This is a genomic window from Pseudomonas sp. Marseille-Q7302 (assembly GCF_965111925.1).
This window is the reverse complement of the sequence record NZ_CBCOPK010000001.1, coordinates 2,454,926-2,478,624: the sequence shown is the minus strand read 5'-3', so window position 1 is coordinate 2,478,624 and position 23,699 is coordinate 2,454,926. Positions and strand designations below refer to the sequence as shown.

21 protein-coding genes are annotated in these 23,699 nt (G+C 62.7%); 13 read left to right on the top strand and 8 right to left on the bottom strand.

The window, feature by feature from the left end; genetic code table 11:
* Positions 1-37: 37 nt before the first annotated feature.
* Positions 38-283, top strand: a complete 246-nt coding sequence (locus ACWPW1_RS11645) for a hypothetical protein (RefSeq protein WP_059314875.1) — start codon at positions 38-40, stop codon at positions 281-283.
* Positions 283-1,146, top strand: coding sequence for a formate/nitrite transporter family protein (locus tag ACWPW1_RS11640; protein ID WP_059314874.1), 864 nt, complete (start codon positions 283-285; stop codon positions 1,144-1,146). The genes ACWPW1_RS11645 and ACWPW1_RS11640 overlap by 1 nt, the downstream gene beginning before the upstream one ends.
* Positions 1,147-1,202: 56 nt before the next feature.
* Here ACWPW1_RS11640 and fabI read toward each other — a convergent pair whose 3' ends face one another.
* From fabI to gloB, 3 genes are all read right to left on the bottom strand, one after another.
* The gene (fabI, locus tag ACWPW1_RS11635) at positions 1,203-2,003 is read right to left on the bottom strand and encodes an enoyl-ACP reductase FabI (protein WP_042134086.1); all 801 of its coding nucleotides are present in this window, start codon (positions 2,001-2,003) and stop codon (positions 1,203-1,205) included.
* A gap of 195 nt (positions 2,004-2,198) precedes the next feature.
* The gene (locus tag ACWPW1_RS11630) at positions 2,199-3,833 is read right to left on the bottom strand and encodes a lytic transglycosylase domain-containing protein (RefSeq protein WP_156428944.1); all 1,635 of its coding nucleotides are present in this window, start codon (positions 3,831-3,833) and stop codon (positions 2,199-2,201) included.
* A 145-nt stretch (positions 3,834-3,978) separates the two neighbouring features.
* Positions 3,979-4,758 (bottom strand): hydroxyacylglutathione hydrolase, encoded by a 780-nt coding sequence (gloB, locus tag ACWPW1_RS11625; protein ID WP_454252980.1) that lies wholly within the window; start codon positions 4,756-4,758, stop codon positions 3,979-3,981.
* A gap of 77 nt (positions 4,759-4,835) precedes the next feature.
* On the opposite strand from gloB, the gene ACWPW1_RS11620 reads away from it, so the two are divergent.
* The 5 genes from ACWPW1_RS11620 (at position 4,836) to nudC (ending at position 9,739) form a co-directional block, all read left to right on the top strand.
* The gene (locus ACWPW1_RS11620) at positions 4,836-5,612 is read left to right on the top strand and encodes a methyltransferase domain-containing protein (protein WP_059314871.1); all 777 of its coding nucleotides are present in this window, start codon (positions 4,836-4,838) and stop codon (positions 5,610-5,612) included.
* Positions 5,605-6,069: a ribonuclease HI gene (gene rnhA, locus ACWPW1_RS11615; RefSeq protein ID WP_271654839.1), complete on the top strand. Its 465-nt coding sequence runs from the start codon at positions 5,605-5,607 to the stop codon at positions 6,067-6,069. Before ACWPW1_RS11620 ends, rnhA begins: the two co-directional genes overlap by 8 nt.
* Positions 6,070-6,086: 17 nt before the next feature.
* Positions 6,087-6,821: a DNA polymerase III subunit epsilon gene (gene dnaQ, locus ACWPW1_RS11610; RefSeq protein ID WP_271654838.1), complete on the top strand. Its 735-nt coding sequence runs from the start codon at positions 6,087-6,089 to the stop codon at positions 6,819-6,821.
* A gap of 414 nt (positions 6,822-7,235) precedes the next feature.
* Complete coding sequence (locus tag ACWPW1_RS11605; protein ID WP_454252979.1) at positions 7,236-8,915, top strand: ferrous iron transporter B; 1,680 nt, start codon at positions 7,236-7,238, stop codon at positions 8,913-8,915.
* Complete coding sequence (gene nudC / locus ACWPW1_RS11600) at positions 8,912-9,739, top strand: NAD(+) diphosphatase (RefSeq protein WP_454252978.1); 828 nt, start codon at positions 8,912-8,914, stop codon at positions 9,737-9,739. Before ACWPW1_RS11605 ends, nudC begins: the two co-directional genes overlap by 4 nt.
* Here nudC and ACWPW1_RS11595 read toward each other — a convergent pair.
* The gene (locus tag ACWPW1_RS11595) at positions 9,707-10,483 is read right to left on the bottom strand and encodes a TSUP family transporter (RefSeq protein WP_271654835.1); all 777 of its coding nucleotides are present in this window, start codon (positions 10,481-10,483) and stop codon (positions 9,707-9,709) included. The two genes, nudC and ACWPW1_RS11595, sit on opposite strands and share 33 nt — an antisense overlap.
* A 77-nt stretch (positions 10,484-10,560) precedes the next feature.
* The gene (gene pobA, locus ACWPW1_RS11590; RefSeq protein WP_454252977.1) at positions 10,561-11,745 is read right to left on the bottom strand and encodes a 4-hydroxybenzoate 3-monooxygenase; all 1,185 of its coding nucleotides are present in this window, start codon (positions 11,743-11,745) and stop codon (positions 10,561-10,563) included.
* Between the two features lie 113 nt (positions 11,746-11,858).
* Between pobA and ACWPW1_RS11585 the strand changes: the two genes are divergently transcribed.
* Positions 11,859-12,776, top strand: a complete 918-nt coding sequence (locus ACWPW1_RS11585; RefSeq protein ID WP_323148107.1) for a helix-turn-helix domain-containing protein — start codon at positions 11,859-11,861, stop codon at positions 12,774-12,776.
* On the opposite strand, the gene ACWPW1_RS11580 is transcribed toward ACWPW1_RS11585, so the two are convergent.
* Positions 12,736-15,807 (bottom strand): PAS domain S-box protein, encoded by a 3,072-nt coding sequence (locus tag ACWPW1_RS11580; RefSeq protein WP_454252976.1) that lies wholly within the window; start codon positions 15,805-15,807, stop codon positions 12,736-12,738. The two genes, ACWPW1_RS11585 and ACWPW1_RS11580, sit on opposite strands and share 41 nt — an antisense overlap.
* 37 nt (positions 15,808-15,844) lie before the next feature.
* The gene (gene aroA / locus ACWPW1_RS11575) at positions 15,845-17,113 is read right to left on the bottom strand and encodes a 3-phosphoshikimate 1-carboxyvinyltransferase (protein ID WP_059314864.1); all 1,269 of its coding nucleotides are present in this window, start codon (positions 17,111-17,113) and stop codon (positions 15,845-15,847) included.
* A 204-nt stretch (positions 17,114-17,317) separates the two neighbouring features.
* On the opposite strand from aroA, the gene ACWPW1_RS11570 reads away from it, so the two are divergent.
* From ACWPW1_RS11570 to ACWPW1_RS11550, 5 genes are all read left to right on the top strand, one after another.
* Complete coding sequence (locus ACWPW1_RS11570; RefSeq protein WP_454252975.1) at positions 17,318-18,892, top strand: alkaline phosphatase D family protein; 1,575 nt, start codon at positions 17,318-17,320, stop codon at positions 18,890-18,892.
* Between the two features lie 97 nt (positions 18,893-18,989).
* Positions 18,990-19,934 (top strand): DNA replication terminus site-binding protein, encoded by a 945-nt coding sequence (locus ACWPW1_RS11565; protein ID WP_454252974.1) that lies wholly within the window; start codon positions 18,990-18,992, stop codon positions 19,932-19,934.
* A gap of 643 nt (positions 19,935-20,577) precedes the next feature.
* The gene (locus tag ACWPW1_RS11560) at positions 20,578-21,678 is read left to right on the top strand and encodes a saccharopine dehydrogenase family protein (protein ID WP_454252973.1); all 1,101 of its coding nucleotides are present in this window, start codon (positions 20,578-20,580) and stop codon (positions 21,676-21,678) included.
* Positions 21,675-22,160 (top strand): DUF2269 family protein, encoded by a 486-nt coding sequence (locus ACWPW1_RS11555; protein WP_454252972.1) that lies wholly within the window; start codon positions 21,675-21,677, stop codon positions 22,158-22,160. Before ACWPW1_RS11560 ends, ACWPW1_RS11555 begins: the two co-directional genes overlap by 4 nt.
* Before the next feature lie 84 nt (positions 22,161-22,244).
* Complete coding sequence (locus ACWPW1_RS11550; protein WP_454252971.1) at positions 22,245-22,838, top strand: DUF1349 domain-containing protein; 594 nt, start codon at positions 22,245-22,247, stop codon at positions 22,836-22,838.
* Positions 22,839-22,849: 11 nt separating this feature from the next.
* Here ACWPW1_RS11550 and ACWPW1_RS11545 read toward each other — a convergent pair whose 3' ends face one another.
* Positions 22,850-23,623 (bottom strand): L-iditol 2-dehydrogenase, encoded by a 774-nt coding sequence (locus ACWPW1_RS11545; RefSeq protein WP_313648345.1) that lies wholly within the window; start codon positions 23,621-23,623, stop codon positions 22,850-22,852.
* Positions 23,624-23,699: the final 76 nt, after the last annotated feature.

Sequence of the window (23,699 nt, the reverse complement as noted above, 5' to 3'; positions counted from 1 at the left end):
CAGTCCGGTCGCCTCAGGTTGGGAGACATCGGCGTCCATGGCTATCAAGCATTTCACTCATCACGAAGCGATCTCGTCTGCCGTTCCGGCTGAGCAAGGATTCGAAGCGGTCATCGCCGTCAAGGCGCGGCGGGAGGATGCACATCCGACCTTTCACAAGGTCGCGACCGAGCGGCATTTCGACCTGGCCTCCGAAGCGGAGGAAGCCGCCGATGCGGCCCTCAATCGCGTGACGGAAATCGGCGAGAACGATGAACTTCTCTGGGACGAGCAGGCCGTCTGATGAAGCGAGACCAGGAGCGTGACGAAGAACCTCGACAGAGCGGGGAGTCCACTCCGGAAGATCCGGAGCTGAGTCGCGAAGAAGAGGAGGATGTCGACGAAAACCAGTTGCCACGTGCCGTGGTGCTGCACGAGATCATTCGTACCCAGGGTGATCACGAGCTGGAACGGACCCTCGCCGCGCTGTTCTGGTCGGCGCTGGCCGCGGGTTTGACCATGGGCCTGTCGCTGATGGCCATGGGCTTGCTCAATGCCAATCTGCCCGAGGGGGGCTACACCAAGATCATCGCCAGCTTCGGCTATTCGGCAGGCTTTCTGGCGGTGATCCTCGCGCGCCAGCAGCTGTTCACCGAGAACACCCTCACGGCTGTGTTACCCGTGATGAGCGAGCCTACGCTACACAACTTCGGCCGATTGGCGCGGCTGTGGAGCGTGGTGCTGGTCGGTAACCTGCTGGGTACCATCCTGGTGGCCTACGTGGTCCTGCACCTGCCGCTGTTCGATGCCAAGACCGATGCGAAATTTCTGCAGATCGGTACCCATGTGATGGAGAACGATGTCTCGGCGATGTTCGCCAAGGGCATCGTCTCGGGCTGGATGATCGCCACCATGGTCTGGATGTTGCCGGCAGCGGAGAACGCCAGGATCTGGATCATCGTGCTCATCACCTATCTGATGGCACTGGGCGACTTCACCCATATCGTGGTGGGCAGTGTGGAGGTGGCGTATCTGGTGTTCGCTGGAGAGGCGAGCTGGGGGGACTTCTGGCTGACCTTCGCCGGGCCGACCTTGGCAGGCAATATCGTCGGGGGCAGCCTGATCTTCGCGCTGATCAGCCACGCTCAGGTACGCAGCGAAACCTGAAAGCAGAAGGGCCGGCAGATAGCCGGCCCTTCGCGCTGATCAGGCAGCTGCCACGATCACTCGTCGTCGTTGAGCTGGCCCATGGCGGTGGTGTTGAAGCCGCCGTCGACGTAGAGGATTTCGCCACTGATGCCCGAGGCCAGATCGGAGCACAGGAAGGCGCCGGCATTGCCCACTTCATCGATGGTCACGTTGCGACGCAGGGGAGTCTGGCGCTCGTTGGCGGCCAGCATCTTGCGGAAGCTCTTGATGCCCGAGGCCGCCAGGGTACGGATAGGGCCGGCGGACACGGCGTTGACGCGAGTACCCTCCGGGCCGAGGCTGCCGGCCAGGTAGCGTACACCGGCTTCTAGACTGGCCTTGGCCATGCCCATGACGTTGTAGTTGGGCATGGTGCGCTCGGCACCCAGGTAGGACAGGGTCAGCAGGCTGCCGTTGCGGCCACGCATCATCTCGCGACCGGCCTTGGCCAGGGCGACGAAGCTGTAGGCGCTGATGTCGTGGGCAATCTTGAAGCCGTCACGGGTGGTCACAGCGGTGAAGTCGCCATCCAGTTGATCGCCAGGAGCGAAGCCGACGGAATGGACGATACAGTCCAGGCCATCCCACTTCTTCGCCAGTGCAGCGAACACGGCTTCGATCTGGGCGTCGTCAGCGACGTCGCACGGGAAGCACAGCTCGGGGTTCGAGCCCCAGCCTGCGGCGAATTCTTCGACGCGACCCTTGAGCTTCTCGTTCTGGTAGGTGAAGGCCAGCTCGGCGCCCTCGCGGTGCATGGCCGCGGCGATGCCGGAGGCAATGGACAGCTTGCTGGCGACGCCGACGATGAGAACGCGCTTACCGGCGAGAAATCCCATGGTTTTTTCCTCTTCTGTGTTGAATCCCAGGCAGCAGCCAGAGGGCTGAGGTCCGGGTTGGGCAGGGCTCTGCGCAGGTCAGAGCGAGATCTGGTCCGGGCACCTGGAGGTACCCGACACGGGTGGGGCGGTAAGGTAGCAGGTCGATACCCGCGACAAAAGCGCTGGATGACCGCTGCGGTGCGGGGTCGCGGCTCAGTTGAGGAACAGCGTCAGTGTCTGACCAGGCGTCAGGGCCGACGCGATGCGCGGATTCCAATCCTGCAGGGCCTGCACGCCGATGTTGTAGCGCTTGGCGATCTGGTACAGCGAATCACCGGCCTTGACCCGGTAGTAGGTTGGGGCAGCCTTGGCGGTCTTGGTCGTCTTGGCTGCCGCCTTGGCGGTCTTGACGGTATAGGACGCCGGCATCGCCACGGCCGTGGCAGTGCTGCTGCCAGTGCCATGCAGCTTCAAGGTTTCACCGACCTTGAGGCCACGCTTGCCCAGATCGTTCCAGCGCTTGAGATCGCCCAGTTCCACTTCGTTGGCGCGGGCGATGGACCAGAGGCTGTCGCCGGTCCGTACCTTGTAGGTCCGTACCACGGGCTCTTCGGCCACGGCGATGGTTTCGAGAGGGGTGGTGGTCTTGCCGGTCTCGCGACGCGGAATCATCAATTCCCGGCCAGCGGACAGGCGGCTGCTGCTACTGAGTTTGTTGAGTGCTACGAGTTGCTCGACGCTCACGCGATTGCGCTTGGCGATGCTGCGCACGGTATCGCCCTTACGTATCCGGTATTCCTGCCAGCGCACCACGGCTTCAGGGGCGATATTGGGCAGGGTCGCGACCAGACGCTTGGCCTTTTCCGCCGGCACCAGCAGATGCTTGGGGCCGTCCATGGTCACGCGCTGGGTGTAGGCGGGATTGAGGCGATAGAGTTCGTTGGCATCCAGGTCGGCCAGCTCCGCGACCCGCGCCAGGTCCAGGTGCTGCTTGATGTCCACCACCTCGAAGTAGGGCTCGTCCGGAATGGATTCCAGGGCCAGGCCATAGGCGTCCGGATTGCGTACGATCTGGGAAACGGCGAGCAGCTTGGGCACGTAATCCTGGGTTTCTGCCGGTAGCGAGGACAGATTCCAGTAGTCGGTGGGTAGGCCGAGCGACTGGTTGCGCTCGATGGCGCGGCTCACCGTTCCCTCGCCAGCATTGTAGGCGGCCAGGGCCAGCAGCCAATCGCCACCGAACATGTCGTGCAGCTTGGTCAGATAGTCCAGCGCGGCATTGGTGGACGCGGTGATGTCGCGGCGACCGTCGTAGAAGCGTGTCTGGCGCAGGTTGAAGTACTTGCCCGTGGTCGGGATGAACTGCCAGAGACCGGAGGCGGCGCTACGCGAGAGGGCATTGGGATTGAAGGAGCTTTCCACCACCGGGAGCAGGGCCAGTTCCAGCGGCATGTTGCGCTCCTTGAGGCGCTCGACGATGTAGTGCAGATAGGGGGCGCCGCGGCTGCAGGATTGCGCGAGCGCCGCCTCGTGGCTCGCGTACCAGAGTCGCTGGCGTTCGATGCGTGGGTTGGTCCCGTTGTCGCCCGCGCCCTGTAGTTGATAGCCGTCCCTCACCCTGTCCCAGATATCGCCGCTGGTGGCCGCCGCCGCCGGGGCTTTGCGCAACCACTCGGGAGGCCGCTGCATCTTGTTGGGCGTCATTTCCAGATCGGCCTGGTAGGGCTGATCCGCCGACTGCGGGGTGCTCTGGCAACCTGCGAGGAAGACGGCAAGGCATAGCGCCGAGACTTTGAAAGAGGTGGCCAGCACGTCTATTTCGCGGGTTTTCGGCGTCGCTGGCGGCATTGGTCTGGGCTTTCCGGGAACTGGAGGATGGGCGATTCTAGAAACCGCATCCCGGGGGGTCAAGGAACAACCCGTCAGCCTGTGACCTGTACGACGACCGAAGACCCGCTGTTCCAGCGCTGCCAGAGAGGTCGGTCAATGAGTGTCAGAACGTGTCCTTCCAGGCTCGCAGGGCCGCGAAAAAGGTATCCTCCGAGGCATCCGCGGCCACCTCGCGCTGCTCTTGCAAACGTTGCCGAACGCTGCGCTCGGTCGTCCGCAGGAAGGGATTGATGTGGCGTTCACGACCTAGTGTAGAGGGCAGGGTGGGGCGCTGGGCGTCACGTAGCCGCTTGGTCTCGGCCAGGGCTTCCTGGACGGCGGGACTATCCGGTTCCACGGCCTGGGCGAAGCGCAGGTTGCTCAGGGTGTATTCGTGGCCGCAGTAGATCTCGGTGGCGTCCGGCAGTCTGGCCAGTCGGCGTAGGGAGGCCAGCATCTGGCTAGGCGTCCCCTCGAAGAGGCGACCGCAGCCTGCGGAAAAGAGGGTGTCGCCGCTGAACAGCAGCGGTCGCTTGCCGGCGAGATAGAAGGCGATATGGCCGGCGGTATGGCCAGGGACTCGCAGGACTTCGAAGGTAGCGCCCAGGACTTCCAGACGATCGTTGTCCGCCAGCGGCAGGTCGACCTCGGCGATATGCTCGTCGGCCGGTGCCGCCACTCGGGCACCGCAGCGCTGCTTGAGTGCGGCGATACCGCCGGTGTGGTCGTTGTGGTGATGGGTGATGAGGATGTCGGTCAGCCGCCAGTCGGGGTGGTCATCGAGCCAGGTCAGCACCGGTGCGGCGTCGCCGGGATCGACCACGACCGCCTGTCTCTTCTCGGTGTCGGTGATCAGCCAGATGTAGTTGTCGTTGAAAGCGCGCAGCGGAAGGATGTCGAACATGAGGTTACTCTCTGATCGCTAGGGTAGCAGTCGGTAGCACGGTAACAGCAGAGGCTTCAGTATCAGAGGACCAGACGATGCACGATGAATTCTCCGCCCAGGTCGATCCGCGCTGGTTGAAACTGATGAGCTCGGCCCGGGAGTGGCTGTCGGGGCCCCTGGGGCAGTTGCTGCTCGAACAGGAGCGGCTGCTGATCGATGAAGAGCTCAAGCGGCATTTCGGCAGCTACCTGGTTCACTATGGCCCTCATCCCGAGTCGCCAGCCAACTGTGGCCAACTCCGGCATCGTGTTCGTATCGGTCCGCCGCTCGGCGATGTCGATATCGTTTGCGAGGAGGGGGCCTGGCCACTGGGCGAACACGCGGCGGATGTCGTGCTACTGCAGCATGGTCTGGATTTCTCCCTGGCCCCCCATCGACTGCTACGTGAGGCGGCGCTCAGTGTCAGGCCCGGCGGGCATCTGGTGGTGGTCGGGATCAATCCCTGGAGTCTATGGGGGGTGCGTCATTACCTAGCCCGCGATGCGCTGCGCAAGGCGCGCTGTTTCGGTGCTCATCGGGTCGCGGACTGGCTGTCGGTGCTGGGGTTCGCGCTGGAGAAACGGCGCTTCGGGTGTTATCGTCCGCCGCTTTCATCCCCCAAGTGGCAACAGCGTCTGGCCTGGATGGAGCAAGGCGAAGCCGAACCCAACCGCGAACAGGCGGCGGGTGCGGGCTTCTATCTGCTATCGGCGCGCAAGCTGATGTTTGGCATGCGCCCCGCACCCCAGGTGCGCAGGGAACCGCGCGGCAAGCTGCTGCCCATGCCGGTGGCCAAGATCAGCCGGCGCGAATCGAGTGAATCCAATGAGTGACGACATCGTCGAGGTCTTTACCGACGGCGCCTGCAAGGGTAATCCCGGGCCGGGTGGCTGGGGTGCCTTGCTGAAGTTCAAGGGTGCGGAGCGCGAGCTCTGGGGCGGAGAAGCCAACACCACCAACAATCGCATGGAATTGATGGCGGCCATCCAGGCCCTGGCAGCGCTCAAGCGCCCCTGCCAGATCCGCCTGACCACTGATTCCGAGTATGTAATGAAGGGCATCACCCAGTGGCTGGTTAACTGGAAGAAGCGCGGCTGGCAGACCGCCGCGAAGCAGCCGGTGAAAAATGCCGAGTTGTGGCAAGCCCTGGATGCCCAGGTCCAACGCCACCAGGTCGAGTGGCGCTGGGTGCGCGGCCATACCGGTCACCCGGAGAACGAGCGGGCCGACCAGTTGGCCAATCGAGGCGTGGACGAAGTCAGACAGGCCAGGCAGGCCGCCAAGGTCTAGCAGGGCGAGAGGTAGCGATGAGATACGTAGTGCTGGATACCGAAACCACCGGCATGCCGGTGACCGATGGGCATAGGGTCATCGAGATCGGGGGAGTGGAAGTCATTGGCCGGCGTCTGACCGGGCGGCATTTCCATGTCTATCTCAATCCGGATCGGCAGATCGACGAGGGTGCCATCGCGGTCCACGGCATCACCGACGAGTTCGTCGCCGACAAGCCACGCTTCGCCGAGATCGCCGACAGCTTCTTCGAATTCATCGAAGGCGCGGAACTGGTCATCCATAACGCGCCCTTCGACGTGGGCTTCATCAATATGGAGTTCGCACGCCTGGGTGTTCACCCCGAGCGGGCCGATATCACCCAGCATTGCTCGGTGCTCGATACCCTGGTCATGGCGCGCGGTCGCCATCCCGGTCAGCGCAACAGCCTGGACGCCCTCTGCAAGCGCTATGGCGTAGACAATTCCAACCGCGAACTGCACGGCGCACTACTCGACGCCGAGATTCTCGCCGACGTCTACCTGGCCATGACCGGTGGCCAGACCAGCCTGTCGTTGGCCGCGCATGGGCAGGAGGGCAATGGCGATGGCAACTACGTCATGCCGATCAAGCGCCTGCCGGCCGATCGGCAGCGGACTCGGGTCATCAGCGCCACCGCGGAGGATCTCGACGCCCATGCCGCCCGTATGGCAGCGATCGAAAAAAGCTGCGGCAGGGTACCACTCTGGCTATCCACGCCTGGCGCCGAGTGATAGCTCCTCTGCACGGCTAACCGCCTGGCCTATCATTGGTAAGGCGTTAGCGTTCGTCTGAATAAGCTGAAAGCCTTCACAATTTTCAGCTACCGTTCAACAAAGATGCTGCAGGCTAAGCAATTGAGCCCGCATGAAGCATCATATTTCGAGTCTCACGGAACTTTCTTCGTTCCTTTGATTCATAAGACGATTCGGAATAATCGCTTCGCTGTTGTGGATTTACAGGTCTGGTGTTTCGGAGCAGTGATCCCGGCAACCATGCATGGGATGATTAGCGTGGCTCGGTCAGGAAGACACGGGCACCTAGGCTTCATCGGAAACAGCAAATCTTTCTTCCCGTTTTAGAGTGGCGTTTGCGAGGTTGTATTGGCGCAGGAGGCGTAAGGCACCATGGTGACCGGAGCGAGAGCTTTGAGCTTGGTCCGCGAACAGCTGTTCGCGACCATCGAGGAAGCTGAGTCCCATCTTGAACGTTTCATTGTCGAGCGGCACTGCAGCAGTCTGTTGCAGCGCGCGGTCGAGAGTATCGGCCAGATTCGAGGCGCCTTGACGCTCATCGAACTGGCGGGTGCCCAACTGCTCGCCCACGAAACGCTGCAGATCGCCAATGACATCCCCGCCGGCGCTGGTCCCGAACACGACGAACACCTGATGTCGATCTGTCGGGGCCTGCATGTACTGCGCCGGTACCTGGAACAGTTGCGCAGCGGCCAGGACGAGATGCCCGAACTGCTGCTGCCCGCGATTAACGCCCTGCGCCTTGCCGGGGGCGAGCCCGAGCTTTCGGAAAGCTATTTTTTCAGCGTTCGTCTCGATCAGCGTCCGCTGATCAGCGAGACCACCCGACTCGGCATGCGTGAACGCCAGGCCCAGGCTCGCCGGATGCGGCAGATGTACCAGATCGGCCTGCTGGGATTCCTGCGTGACGTCAATGCCGTGGCCAGTCTCAGACTCATGGCGCGCGCCCTGGAACGATCCGCTGCACTGCTGCATGATCATGTTGGCGGCTATCTGCCCTGGGTCGCGGCCGCCACGGTCGAGGGGTTCGCCCAAGGCCGCCTGACCGCCACCCGCGAACGCAAGCAGCTGTTCGCCCGTGTCGACCGCGAGTTGCGCCAGATGCTGGGCAATGATCTGCATGAGCCTGCGCGCAGCACCCTCAAGGAACTTCTCTACCTGCTGGCGCTGGCAGGGGCTGATAGCGCCCACCAGCAGGAAGTCATGAACGCCTACAGCATAGAGCGTCTCGGTTTCACCGATAGCCAGCTCGAAGCGGGCAAGAAGCGTCTGGCCGGTCCCGGTCATGCGGTCATGCATTCGCTGTCCGCAGCCATTCGCGAAGAGCTGGAGACGGTCAAGGACCTGATCGATCTCATCGAGAGCGAGGTGCGCAACGCCGCCGTGCAGAATCGTGCGCCGGTGTCCGACAATGTCTCCCGGCTGTATGTCCAGGTCGGCCTGCTTGGCAAGACGCTGGAGATGGTTGGCCAGGAGAATGCCGGGCAGGTGTTGCAGCAGTGCCTGCCGAGCATCTCCCAGCTCCGGGAAAAGACCTTCGTACTCGAAGATCTCAGCCCCCTGGCCGACGCCTTGCTGCTCGTGGAAAGCCTGGTGGCTCATCCCGAAGGGCAGGGTTCCCTGATCGACGTTCCCCTGGAAGCCGACGATGTCCAGGTCAGTGTCGCCCACTATCAGCTCGGCGAAGCCCAGGCGTTGCTGCACCGTGAAGCCTACAAGGGCCTGACAGATGCCAAGCGCGCGATCGGCGCCTTCCTCGACTCCCGTGGCGATGCTCTGCACCTAGCCACGGTCCCCGCGCTGCTCGATACCGTACGTGGGGCGTTGTTCTTCCTGGGCAATCCACGTGCCGCTGAACTGGTACGGGCCTGTACCGGCTATATCCAGCGCTGCCTGATCGAAGGCGGCCAGGCCTGTGAGCCGGCCACCCTGGAAGTATTGGCCGACGCTCTCAGCAGCATCGAGTTCTTTGTCGAGAGTGGCGGTACCGAGGGCCAGGACGGTACGCCGGAAATCCTCGACATCGCGGCACAGAGCATTCGCGCCCTGGGTTGGACCTCGGCTGCCGCATGATGGCCTGGCAGCCTGGTTGGTTTCAGACCACCCAACCCGCGACCGGCTGGCTGGTCGTCCATAGCGGTCAGTCCTTTCTCTCTCGGGGTACGGACGTGCTCTTCGCCCCGGACGATCCGCACGTCCAGGGCCTTGCTGGTGATCGTCATGGCTTGGGGCTCTGGCAGGATCAGCCCGTCACCTTGCTCGAACTGGATTCGCCACCGGACATCGAGGGCTGTACCTGGCAGCCCCTGCGGCCCCTGATGCTGCAATCGCCCCATGCGTTGTTCAAGCTCCTGGGCTATGCCAATCAGATCGGTACCTGGGCACGCCAGCACCGCTTTTGCGGTCAGTGCGGCACAGGCACCTTCGCGCTGGATGGGCAGCGTGGCCTGAAATGCCCGAATTGCCAGCTGACCCAGTATCCGCGGTTATCCCCGAGCATGATCGCCCTGATCACCCGGGGTGACGAGGTCCTGTTGGCACGATCGCCGCGCTTCGCGCCAGGGGTCTTCAGTACCCTGGCGGGTTTCGTCGAGCCGGGCGAGTCGGCAGAAGCCTGCGTACACCGGGAGATCATAGAAGAGGTGGGTGTCACGGTTGGCAACCTGCGCTACCAGGGCAGTCAGAACTGGCCCTATCCGCACTCGCTGATGCTGGGGTACCACGTCGATTACCTGGATGGCGATATCCGTTGCCAGCCGGAAGAAATCGAAGATGCCCGCTGGTTCCACCTGAACGAGCTGCCGACGCTACCGCCGCCGTTCTCAATCTCCCGCTATCTGATCGATCTTTATCGGGTCGAACGCCTAGGCGGGACCAAACCAATGCTGCCAGATTAGCTTGACGGTCAGCGCCAGCACCACGCAGATGAATACCGGGCGAATGAACTTGGCACCGCCAGCGATGGCGCTGCGTGCGCCCAGATAGGCACCCAGGGTCAGCGACAATCCCATGGTCAGCCCCAGTACCCAGATCACCTGACCGAGAGCGATGAACATCACCAGCGCCACGCCGTTGCTGACGAAATTCATGGTGCGTGCCACGCCGCTGGCCTTGAGTAGATCCAGGGGATACAGCAACAGGCTGCTGACGGTCCAGAAGGCGCCGGTCCCGGGACCGAACATGCCATCGTATGCCCCGAGCGTCAGGCCCTGGGGCCACTGTCGCCGTTGCGGCACGGGCGCATCGCTCAGCACCGGCGCCTTGGGCGTGCCGCCAAACAGCAGATAGAGCGCGCAGCTGAAAACCACCACCGGCAGCAGCTGATTGAGGAATTCCGCGGACAAATGGTGAGCCACCAGCGCTCCGATGCCCGCGCCCACGGCGGTTGCCACCAGCGCATGTCGCCACTGACGGGGCTGGAACAGCTTGCGGCGATAGAAGGTATAGGCGGCAGTGGCGCTGCCAAAGGTGGAGCTGAGCTTGTTGGTGCCAATGGCCAGATGGGGCGGGATGCCTGCCATCAGCAGCGCAGGAACCGTAAGCAGACCTCCACCGCCGGCGATGGCATCGATGTAACCAGCCAGGAAGGCGACCCCGGCAAGCAGCGTCAGGGTCATGGGGTCCAGGGCGAATTCGAACATGGGAGCGGGCGCCAGATGGATCGGGGGCGCCATCATGCATCAGACGGGCGCCGCTCACCACCTGTCTGCCCGCTCGATCAATCCAGGTCGGGAAAGGGCAGGCCGACGTAGTTCTCCGCGAGGGTAGTGCGACCGGCTCTGGAGTCCAGCACCGCACGCACCTCGGCATCCTGCACCCGCTGGGTGAAGGCATCGGTATTGGGAAAACGATGCAGCGCCGTGGTCATCCACCAGGAAAAACGGACCGCGGCCCAGACGCGCTTGAGACAAAGTTCGGAGTAGCGCTCGAGACAGCTGGCGTCGCCGTGGTGATAGGCCCGCTCCAGCAGCAGATGCAGATTGCGCACATCGCCCAAGGCCAGATTGAGTCCCTTGGCGCCGGTGGGCGGCACGATATGAGCCGCGTCGCCGACCAGGAACAGCCGGCCATACTGCATCGGTTCGACCACGTAGCTGCGGAGCGGGGCGATGCTCTTTTCCAGGGAGGGTCCGGTCACCAGTTGGGCGGCCGTCTCGGCGGGAAGCCGTGCCTTGAGTTCTGTCCAGAAGCGCTCGTCCGACCAGTTCTCCACCGAATCGCTGGCATCCACCTGCAGATAATAGCGACTGCGCGTCGCGGATCTCATACTGCAGAGGGCAAAGCCGCGGGGATGATTGACGTAGATGAGTTCCTCGCTGGCCGGCGGGGTATCGCTCAGCAGCCCCAGCCAGCCGAAGGGGTAGACCCGCTCGTACTCGGTGAGCACACCTTCTGGAATGGTGCGGCGCGAGACGCCGTGGAAGCCGTCGCAGCCGGCGATGTAGTCGCAGTCGATCCTCAAGGCGTCGCCTGCGACCTGGCAGGTAACAGAGGGCCGTTGACCCTTGACCTCGTGGAGTTGAACCTCGCTGGCCTGGTAGAGGGTAGGAGCGCCGCTGGCCACCCGGGCGGCCATCAGGTCATGGGTCACCTCCGTCTGGCCATAGACGGTGACGCAGCGGCCGCCGAGCAGATCGTTTAGGTCCAGTCGCTCGCGCTGGCCATGGATGGCGAATTCCACCCCCTCATGCACCTGCCCCTCCTGTTCCAGCCGTTCGCTGACACCTGCCTGGCGCAGCAGATCCACCGTACCTTGCTCGAGTACCCCGGCGCGGATGCGGCTGAGGACATGGTCGGCGGTCTGGCGCTCGACGATGACGTTATCGATCCCGGAGCGGGTGAGCAGCTGGCCGAGCAGCAGGCCCGATGGGCCGGCGCCGATGATGACGACATGGGTATGCATGAAGCAGGTCCTCTTACTGGCGTGATCGCCGTCTTCTTGTATAGCTCCGGTATTTTTGAACGATTTTTTCGAGTATTGGCAGGCGCTTTGCGCTGACTTTCTGGTACTTTCCAATGATTCGTGCGGCTATCGCCCAGGGGCTGACGGTGAACGACGCCTATCCACCTATTTTTAAGCTGTACGGCGAGGCTCAGGCCTGGCCGGCACCGGATCTGCTGCACTGCGAGACGATCGAGAGTCGCAGTCGGTTGCATGGCTGGTGCATCGAGAGCCATAGGCACGCGGATCTGGCCCAGTTGCTCTATGTACGCCGGGGCAGGGTGCGATTGCAGCTGGAGGATTGGCACGGCGAGCTGTCCGGGCCCTCGCTGGTGGTGCTACCCCTGCTGTGCGTGCACGCCTTCGCCTTCGATCCAGCGGTCGAAGGCTTCGTGATCACCTTGCCGGTCCCGCAGCTGGAGCGCCTGAAGCAACGCTGCCAGAGAGCCGGACAGGGCCTGTTCTTAAAGGCAGAGCGCCTGGTGCTGGCCAATGACGACGCCCTGTGGATCGACCAGCTCGTCGGTCAGCTCGTCGCAGAATACGAAGGGCGCCGGCCGGGACGCGAAGTGCTGCTCGAAGCCCTGCTCGATAGCCTGGCGATCTGGCTCATTCGGCAACATCGACATGAGCAGGAGGTAGCCTTGCCACGCCGCGCCGAACAGCACCTGGGTCGCTTCCTGGCGCTGGTGGAGCAGCATTATCGCGAGCAGTGGAGTCTCGGCCGCTATGCGGCGGCGCTCGGTATCTCGGGCGTGCATCTGAACAGTCTGTGCCGGCAGCTGGCGGGTGCCTCGGCCCTGGCCATCGTGCACCAGCGCCTGTTGCTGGAAGCACGGCGCAGGCTGACCTATACCCAGGCATCGGTAGCGGAGGTAGCCGATCTGCTCGGCTTCGCCGACCCGGCCTATTTCTCGCGCTTCTTTCGCCGCGGCACCGGGCAGAGTCCGCTCAGCTATCGACGTCTTGCGGGCGAGGAATTGCGGCGCTGAGGCCGTCGCTGTCCGCGGCCAGGGTTTCGCCGACGCGAAGCGCCAGGGCATCCAGGTTGAAGGGCTTGGTGATCAGGGTCATGCCCGGGTCGAGATAGCCTTCCAGATGAGCGCCCTCGGCATACCCGGTGGCGAAGAGCACCCTGAGCCCGGGGCGGCGCTGGCGTGCGATCTCGGCCAACTGGCGCCCGTTCATGCCGGGCAGGCCGACATCGGAGAGCAAGAGGTCGATCGGACGCTGGCTTTCCAGCAGGGGCAGGGCGGCGCGGGCATCCTCGGCCTGCAGGGTGGCGTAGCCCAGTTCCCGTAGCAGATCCACGACCATCTGCCGCACGACGGGCTCGTCCTCCACCACCAGAACGGTCTTGCCGGCGCCGCTGGGGGTAGGGGCAGGGATGGCCACCTGGGGTGGCTCGACGTCGGCCCCCAGGTAGCGGGGCAGATACAGGCCTACGATCGTGCCCTTGCCGGGTACGGAATCAAGACGGACGTGCCCTTTGGACTGCTTGGCATAGCCGTAGATCATGGACAGGCCCAGACCGGTGCCCTGGCCGATGGGTTTGGTGGTGAAGAAGGGATCGAAGGCGCGCGCCACGACCTCGGGCGGCATCCCGGTGCCGTCGTCGGTGACCAGCAGCGCCACGTAGTCACCGGCACTCACCGCATCCAGGCCATTGCCACTCTCGGCAAGGTAGACATTACGCGTTTCGATGCGGATGGTCCCGCCGTGGGGCAGGGCATCGCGAGCGTTGATGACCAGGTTAAGCAGGGCGCTCTCCAGCTGGTGCCCGTCCGTCAACGCCTGCCAGAGATCCTCGTTCAGATCGAGCACCAGGACGATGTCACCGCGCAGACTGCGCAGCAGCAGCTCCTCCATGGACCTGACGCTATCGTTCACGTGAATGGGCTGCAGATCGAGTGCCTGGCGCCGGGAGAAGGCGAGCAGGCGCTGGGTCAGAGCCGCCGCGCGCTGGGCGGAGCTCAACGCCGAGTGCAGGTATTGATCGAACTTGTCCTGGCGCCCGGCCTTGTGGTGGCGCTGCAGCATGTCGATGCTGCCCATGATGCCGGTCAACAGGTTGTTGAAGTCATGGGCGATACCGCCGGTGAGCTGACCGACCGCTTCCATCTTCTGCGCCTGGCGCAGCTGCTCCTGCAGTTCCTGCTGCTCGGTGACATCCCGGCCCACGGCATAGATGAGGTCATCCTCGGCCGTCGCCGTCCAGTCGAGCACCCGGTAACTGCCGTCACGCCCTCGCAACCGTGCCCTCAGGCTCGCGGAGCCCTGCTGACGCCCCAGGCAGCTCAGGGTATCGAACACCTGGCGCTGATCGTCGGGGTGAATCAATTCGGCCAACTGAACGCTGGCCAGGTCCGTCTCGCGTCGTCCCAATAGGCGAGTGGCCGCGCTGTTGACGGTCTTCACCTCGCCGTCGGCTCGGCAGATCACCATGAGATCGTGGCTGATGCGCCACATCCGGTCACGCTCGCGGGTCCGCAGTTCGATCTGGTGTTCGAGCTCCTTGCGCGAGCGGGTCAGGACCTCCCGCGCATCGACGATGCTCTGGATATCGGTGCAGGTGCCGAACCACTGCTCAATGCGGCCCTTGGCGTCACGTACCGGTTGCGCCCGGCCAAGTACCCAGCGGTAGCGACCGGAACGATGCCGCAGGCGGTATTCGATGTGGTAGGGCTCGCCCGTGCTGAGGCTGTGGTGCCACACCTTCCAGGTGCGTTCCTGGTCATCGGGATGGAAGACGTTGGCCCAGCCTTCGCCTTCCGTGGAGCCTTCGGGCACCCCGGTGAATTCATACCAGCGATCGTTGAAGTAGAAGTGATGGCCATCGGGCCGGGTGGCCCACACCATCTGGTCGATGGAGTTGATGATGGCGCGCAGCTGCGCCTCGTTGCGGGCCAGTTCCTGGGCTTGGCGGCGGTGGCCGCTGATGTCGATGAATAGCACCGCGAAGCGATCGCCCGGCAACTTGTGGGCACGCACTTCGTACCAGTGCTCGTGCTGCAGGTGCAACAGGATGTCGAACTGGGTGAACTCGGCGTCGGAGTTCATGAAATCGATGTAGGCGGGCAGCAGATCGGCTTCCAGTTGCGGCAGCGACTGGCGCAGCGTCCTGCCCAGCACCTGGTCCAGCGGGATGCCGGTCAGGGTGGCGAAGATCGGATTGACCTCCAGGAAGCGGAAGTCTTCCATGAGGCCATTGGCATCCCGGATCGCCTGGGCGGTATAGAACCCTTCGCGCATGCCGTGGTAAAGCTCCTGCAGCCAGACATCCCGTTCGGTAATGGCCGCCTCATCGCGCTTGCGCTCGGTGATGTCGTAGCAGACGCCCAGGTAGCGCCCACCGCCCTGACTGTTCATCAACTGGCCACGGCGTCCCAGCCAGCGTTCCTCACCGGTATCGGCCCGACGAATACGGTATTCGAGATAATCGAGGGCGTCGTCAGCGGGCGTCGCGGTCAGGGTACGCAGACTGCCGATGTCATTGGGATGCAACTGCCTGATCAACTCATCCAGGCCATAGCTGCGTCGCTCCGGCAGCCCCCAGAGCTGACAGAAGCCGGAAGACACGAGCAGGCGGGCTTCATCCGGCAGTAACTCGAAGGTGCCGACGCGCCCGACCTCCTGGGCCAGGCGCACGCGCTCCTCGGACACCAGCTGATCGGTTCGATCCTGCAGGACATGGGCGAAGCCGAGTACCGCGTCAGCGCTTCTCAGCGCCGTCGTGGCGACTTCCACCCAACGGGAGGCGCTGCCCTGAACGGCGATCCAGCCCGCACCGCGACCGTGGTCATCGACCAGCGACTGATGCTGGGCGGTCGCCAGGAAGGCGCTGCCCTGGCCAGCCGTCAGCAGTTCGAGCAGGAGCTGCCCCTGTGCCTGCGCAGCTGGCCAGCCGCACAGGAGCTCCGCTCCCCGGTTCCAACGCTCGATACGCCCATCGCGGTCGGTGATGACCAGGGCATGGGACGTCAGCTGCAAGAGTGCCTGCTGTTCGAGCGAAGTGATCGACATGCTGGGGTTCCGTTCAGCGAGCGCGCAATGCGGGTTATTAGGCTTCGATACCCTCGCTCAGCTGGACGTTCAGACTGCGTAGGGCATTCCAGTACTCAGGATAGGTCTTGCCCACGCATTCGGGATCCAGAATACGAATGCCCGCCACCTTGAGTCCGGCCAGGGCGAAGCACATGGCGATGCGGTGGTCGGCGTGGGTTTCGATCACGGCCGCGACCTGGCTGCCGGCCAAGGCGGGATCCGCGGCTACCAGCAAGTCATCACCTTCCACCTGGGCGAGACCGGGACGGATGGCGTTCAGGCCATCGTGCAGCGCGGCCACGCGATCGCACTCCTTGACGCGCAGGTTGGCCAGGCCCACGAAACGCACCGGGGTTTCGTTGAAAGCTGCTAGCACTGCCAGGGTAGGGATGGCGTCCTGCATCTGCGAACCGTCGATGACCGCTGGCAGCCGCGGGAAGGCCGCGATGTACTCGCGGGCCTTGGCGTCTGGCTGGGTAAAGGCAGCGTCGGCCACGCCCAGGTCGATGGTGCCACCGGTCAAGGCCTGTGCGGCCCATAGATAGGTAGCGGCAGAGGCGTCCGGCTCGATGAAATAGTCCCGTGCAACGTAGCCGGTCGGTGCCACCTGCCAGGTCGCGGCGTCCAGTTGCTCGACCTCGGCACCAAAGGCGTGCATGGCCGCCACGGTAAGATCGATGTAGCCACGGGCGCCGATATCGCTGCCGCGCAGGGCAACCTCCACGGGCGCTTCACCCAGCGCTGCCAGCATCAGTAGCGCGGAGACGTATTGGCTGGAGAGGCCGGCATCCACCTCGAAGCGGCGCGCCGTGAGACGCCGCTGGCCAGTGACCGTCACGGGAGGGCAGCCCGTCGGGGCTGCCACCTGGATGCCGTTGGCACTCAAGGTGTCCAGCAGGGGCGCGAGAGGGCGCTTCTGCATGTAGGCGTCGCCCGTCAGGGTGACGGTGCCATCAATGGTGGCGACCGCCGCGGTCAGGAAGCGGACCGCGGTGCCTGCATTACCCAGGAACAGGGGTTGCGTCGGCTGCTGCAGGCGCCCGCTACTGGTCACCACGAAGGTGGTGGCGTCCGGTTCATCGATGGTCACCCCCATCAATCGCAACGCCTCGGACATGTGCCGGGTATCGTCGCTCTTGAGCGCGCCGGTCAGGCGGCTGGTGCCCTTGGCCAAGGCCGCCAGCAAGAGCGCCCGGTTGGTGATGGACTTGGAGCCGGGAGGGGCGATTCGTCCGTGCAGCGCGGATTTGGTAGGGGTGACAACGATGTAGGGTCTGGCGGACATGGGGGCTCCAAGCAACTTCGCGACAGCCATGGCGGCGGGCCGCAACAGGGGCGCCATGATGCCATTTCAGGGCATGCAACCCCAAGCATCTGATCTTAATACCACCCCTATAGTGTAGGCACCTGTTATCTCTGAACCTCCTCTGTCACGAACAAGTAATCAAGGCAGGGTAGTGCTAGCAGCTTTCCACCAGAGGTTGCTGCCATGTCTCTTGTTCGTCCTGATCGTCGTCGTGTCCTGCAGGGGCTGGGCGCTACGTTATTGCTACCTGCCTTCGGGGCTCGTACCTGGGCAGCGCCTGCAGGGCGACCGGCCATAACCGATGGGATTCAGGCCGGAGATGTCATGGACGGCCGTGCCCTCATATGGAGTCGCACGGATCGGCCGGCACGGCTGCTGGTTGAGTGGGATACCCAGGCGAGCTTTCGCTCGGCGCACAAAGCGGCGGGGCCGGTCACCACGGCAGCCCAGGACTACACCGCCCGCGTCGATCTGGCGGGGTTGCCGGCTGATCAGCAGATCTTCTACCGCGTCCGCTTCGAGGATCTGGATACCGGTGCCCTCAGCGAGCCCGTTGCCGGCCACCTACGTTCGGCACCCACTCAGCGCCGCGATATTCGTTTCGTCTGGGGTGGCGACACCGTGGGGCAGGGCTTTGGCATCAACCCCGACATCGGCGGCATGCGCATCTATAGCGCCATGCGCGAGCGGCATCCGGATTTCTTCCTGCACAGTGGCGACACCATCTATGCGGACGGCCCCGTACCAGCACAGCTAACGGTTGAAGAAGGGCGCATCTGGCGCAATATCACTACCGAAGCCAAAAGCAAGGTGGCGGAAACGCTGGACGAATTCCGCGGCAACTATCGCTATAACCTGATGGATACCCATCTGAAGCGATTCAATGCCGAAGTCCCGCAGGTGTGGCAATGGGACGATCACGAGACCACCAACAACTGGTCGCCAAGCAAGACGCTGGACGATCGCTACCAGGTCAAGGACATCAAGGTCCTGAGCGGTCGGGCACGTCAGGCGTTTCTGGAGTACGCGCCCATGCGTGGCGTGTCGGCCAACGGGGCAGGGCGCATCTACCGCAAGATCGCTTACGGCCCGCTCTTGGACGTGTTCGTCCTGGATATGCGCAGCTATCGCGCGGGTAATGACAGCAACCTGGGCAGCGAGGAGGGCGGTCCTGGTGCTTTCCTAGGGGCTGAGCAACTGGAGTGGCTCAAGAAGGGGCTGCAAGGGTCCACCGCGACCTGGAAAATCATCGCCGCCGATATGCCCATCGGCCTGCAGGTCCCGGACGGCAAGGATGCGCAGGGTCAGGCACGCTGGGAAGCCATCGCCAATGGCGATCCTGGTGCACCCAAGGGGCGGGAGCTGGAAATGGCCGACTTGCTCCGCTTCATCTCTCGCCAGAAGATCCGCAATACCGTCTGGCTGACCGCGGACGTGCATTACTGCGCCGCTCACCACTATCACCCCAACCGGGCTGCCTTCCAGGAATTCGAGCCTTTCTGGGAATTCGTGGCAGGACCGCTCAATGCGGGTAGCTTCGGCCCCAATCCACTGGATGCCACCTTCGGCCCCGAGATTGTTTTCCAGAAAGCGCCGCCTCAGGCCAATACATCCCCCCTGGGAGGCTTTCAGTTCTTTGGCGAAGTGGAGATCGAGGGCGAATCCGCTGTTCTGACCGTCACCTTGCGTGATCAGGATGGACGCTCCCAATTCACCCAGCAGCTCCATCCCGTGCTAAGTAATACCACCCCTATATAGGCAATTTAATTATCGAAACCCCTACGCAGGGTAATCAAGGAAGAGGGTAAATTCGCGCAAATGCTACAATCTGGTAGTTATCAGGTTGGAGTCGGTTATGCACGAAGACATCAAGAGCGCGTTCGAAGATCTCAAGCGAAGTATCGAGACCTTCAATGAGCGGTGGCCCAGTAAAGTGATAGCCGCGCGGGCGTGGCGATTGCCCTTGCTGGCGCAGCAGCGTGTGCCTGACCACATCGCGGCGGAGTCTTTCGAGGGCGCCGCCGCCGTGGAACTCACCCGCGATGCCTTGCTGGCGTTCCATCTGCAACCGGGGCAGGCGCCGGGTACCGTCAGTCGTCTGCCAGGTTATATCGCCTTGGCCGAGCCCTTGATGGAAGAGATCCTGGCCATCAACACCTGCAAGGCTGCCTTTAGCGAGGCGATCGAGCAGACACGCCTGGAACTGGAACTGGCTCCTGAAGCGCGGCCGCGAATCATGCGCAAGGCCTTGGGTGGCGCTTTCAATACCAAGCAGCTGATCCGCAAGGTGCATGGCTTTCCCGACCCGGTGCGGCAGCTGACCTTTACCTGGGCCGGACATACGGCGGGAGGAGAGCGGGTGAAGGTAGCCAAGGTACGGGAGCAGCTAAAGACCCTGGCCATGGCACGTGCCGACCGTGAGCGGATCGCCCTGGATCGCACTCCGGAATGGCAGGAACACCAGGCGCTCAATCGCATGGCCGACGACGACATCCTGGTTCGGCACAAGAAAATCGCCCCGCATCCTCGGGCGATGCTCTGGTTCGGCGAGGAAAGCCGTTACGACGCCATGATCCACGCCAACCTGCCGGTCTTCGTGGTACCGGCCCAGGATGGCATGCAGGTCGTCGATCTGCGGGACTTCGACCGCACCCAGCGCGGGGCGCTGCGACCCGACATCAAGCCGCGTCGCGAAGTGCTGGCTACACGACTGTTGTACCTGCCGACCGACAATCCGGAGCGGCCAGTGGCCCAGCGCAACAATGAAGCCACGCTCAAGCGATCGACCTACAGTCGCTGACCATTCCGGAAACCGATGGCGTTACCGGGCGGGTGGATGTCGTAACCAGATCCTTCATTTCCGAGTGAAAAGGTAACGAAATCCTATGGCCGGGCTAGCTTCGTTTTGGAGCTGAATTGATAAAAATCAGTAAATTCAGCAACTTAAAAATGTTGGCACAGTGCCTGCTTTATTATTGGCACAAGAACAACAAGATGCGCCGCTAACAGCCCACAACAAAAACAAGATGGCCAAGGCTCGCGAACCGATCATTTTGGAACGCTCCAGAGCGACCAAAGTAATCTGTTCACTTCCCACCTCTGGTGGGGCGTACTAAAGATCGATGACGTTGACGTCCGACAACAAAAACAAGAGGACAGCAGACGTACTTGGATGAGGGAGCCCTAGGGCTCCCTTTTTTCATGCCTGCAAGAAAGCTTCGCGCCGATTTCAGTGGTGCTTACAGCGCACCGCAACCAGTCGGCTATGACTCCTATGGCGAAATCCACGTTGCGCCTTTCAGAACAGTTCCCTGGTCAAGGACCAATGTCGCGCCTTGCTACCGGACCTTATCCGACACTCCGTACCTTGTTGACCTATGCTCCAGAAAGGGTGTCGCCAGGCCGCTGGTGGCAGATCTTGAATCGAGAGAGGACGGCTTCTGGTGAGTCTGAAGGTGATGGTAGTCGGCGCGTATGGGAATTTCGGTTCCATCATCAGCCGTCGCCTGGCGCGAGTGGACGGAATCGAACTCACGCTGGCAGGGCGCGCGGCGCAGGTAGCTGTATTGGCTCAGGAGCTTGGCACCAGATTCTGGCAGGGTGATGCGTTGAGCCCCAACTTCGCTGAAGCCTTACGAACCTTTCAGATAGGTCTTGTCATTCATACAGCGGGGCCTTTCCAGGGGCAGAACTATGCGGTCGCCAGGGCTTGTATCAAAGAGGGTGCACACTATTGCGATCTGTCCGACGCTCGTGAATTCGTCGCGGGTATTACCCAGCTCGATGAGGCCGCTCGTGCCCGAGGGGTAGCGATTCTTAGCGGTTGCAGTTCCGTACCTACATTGTCTGCAGCCGTCATCGATGCCTACCTGGCCGGAACAGCTGGCGATTTTCGGCCGGAGGAGCTGTGCTACGGCATCACCTCATCAGCCAAAATGCCTGGGCTTTCCACGGTCCAGGGTGTGCTCAGCTACGCTGGGAGTCCCATTCCGCAGCAGCGAAATGGACGATTGGAGCAAGTACCAGGCTGGTATGGTCTGGAATGGGTACCTATAAGGGGTATTCGAGGTCGACGCCTCGTGGCGGATGTGGATGTACCCGACATGGCAGTCTTCCCGGAACGTTATGGTCTGCGGGACATCCGCTTCAAAGCTGGTCCCGGTCTGGCACTGGGTACGCTGGCCAACCACCTGTTGGCACGGGCCGTTCGGAGCGGCCTGGTAAGCAGACCGAGGGAGATGGCCGGTCAGTTGCACCGCCTTGGGCAACGGTTCGAAACGTTCGGCACTGGCAAGAGCGCCTTCTTTCTGGAATTGGGCGGTTTGCTTGGCAATCAGCCGGCGAGTTACCGTTGGGAATTGCTGGCCACCCACAACAAGGGACCCGAAATTCCATGCTGTGCAGCCATTGCTCTGGCTCGCAAGATGGCCGCAGGCTACCAGCCCACATCAGGGGCTCGGGTCTGTGTGGGAGAAATAGGCCTGCAAGAATACCTTGAGGCGATAGGGCCTTCATTCATCACGATCACGGAGTGGTCGCGATGACCTACCTGTTGTTGAAGTACCTGCATATCCTGGCCGCGGTGTTTTTATTTGGCTTCGGCATGGGTTCCTATCTCTATTTGATCGCGGCCACACGCAGCCGCACACCGCAGGTCATCACCCATGTCGCGCGTATGGTGGTGTTCTTCGATACCTGGATCACCACGCCGGCTGGCTTCCTGCAGCTGGGCACAGGGATTGCGCTGGTTACCCTGATGGGGTTGTCACCATTCGCCAGCTGGGTATTCACCTCGCTCGTGTTGTTTTTCGCGGTAGGAGCTCTCTGGTTACCGGTGCTCTGGTTGCAGGGCCGAATGTTGAAGCTGGCCCGGCAGGCTACCGAGCGTGGTGAATTGCTGGGCGCCGATTTCCAGCGAGCTTATGCCTGGTGGTTCTGGATGGGTATAGCCGGCTTTCTGGGGATGTTCATCATCCTGCTTATGATGGTCACCAAGCTCTATCCTCATCAGTTGCTGACCTTGTAGCGTCACCCATTTGGGACCGGCTTTGGCGCATCGCCCATCCTTGATCTATCGTGTTCGCAGCCCATCAGCTGCGGATGCCTCTCCATGAGCCCAACGAAGACCCTGCCTGCCCAATGGCTCAACGAGCCGATGCACTGGTCCGACACGGACGGCGTGCTGCACATCAGAACCGATAGCGGGACCGACTTCTGGCAGAAGACCCAATACGGCTTCGAGCGTGACAGTGGGCATTTCCGCGGCTTCACGGCCGGTGAGGATTTCACGGCACAGGTACGGATCACCGGGACCTTTACCGAGCTGTACGATCAGGCTGGCCTGATGGTAAGGCAGGGGAGCGAGCATTGGTGCAAGACGGGGCTCGAGATCAACGATGGTATCGCCCATCTGGGTAGCGTCCTGACCTTGGGGCATTCCGACTGGGCGCTCGGTCCGATGCCCGATGCCGTCCGGGGTTTCTGGCTGCGGATGACGCTGCATGAGCAAGTGCTGCGCATCCAGTATTCCCTGGACGGGGTGGCCTGGCCGCTGTTACGGCTGTGCCGGTTCGCGAGCGGAGAGGCCGCGGCCCTGGAAGTCGGCCCCTATTGCTGCTCGCCGCAGCGTGAAGGTCTGGAGGTCAGCTTTGCCGACCTCCAGATCGGGCCAGCGATCGTCAAGGAACTGCACGACCTGAGCTGACCGCATGGCGATCAGCTCATCCAGTTGCCACCGTCGACGTTATAGGTCTGGGAGACTACGAAGTCGCTGTCGCTGGAGGCCAGGAACACCGCCATGCCGACCAGGTCTTCCGCGGTTCCCATGCGGCCATAGGGTACGGCTTCGCCGACCAGACGTTTCTTCTCGCCCAGCGGACGCTGTTCGTAATGGGCGAAAAGGGCGTCTACGCCTTCCCAATGTTCGCCATCGACCACCCCTGGAGCGATGGCATTGACGTTGATGCGGTGCTTGATGAGATCGAGCCCAGCCGATTGGGTAAGGCTGATCACCGCGGCCTTGGTCGCGCAATAGATGGCGACCAGGGGTTCGCCGCGGCGGCCCGCCTGGCTGGCCATGTTGATGATCTTGCCACCGTGGCCCTGGGCGATCATCTGGCGGGCCGCGGCCTGCAGGGTGAAGAGAGGACCAGCCACGTTGATGGAGAACAGCCGGTCATAGCTTTCCCGGGAGATCTCGACGATGGGGGCCAGATCGAACAGGGCAGCGTTGTTGACCAGGATGTCGAGCTTGCCCACAGTGGCGACCACCTGGGTGATGGCGGTATCGATTGAGGCCTGGTCAGTGACATCCATGGCCAGGGCATAGGCACCTTCGCCCAGCTCTTCGGCGGTCTCGCGTGCTCTTTCGATATTGATATCAGCGATGGCTACCGTCGCGCCTTCCCTGAGGTAGGCCTGGGCGAAGGCTTTGCCGATTCCGCGGGCGGCCCCGGTGATGAGGGCGCTCTTTCCTTCCAGTCTGTTCATGATCTTGCTCCGATCAGCGAAGCCGGCCGCGCGAGTCATTAGTGCAGCGGGCGGCGGCCTCTTGGGTAAGGGGGCG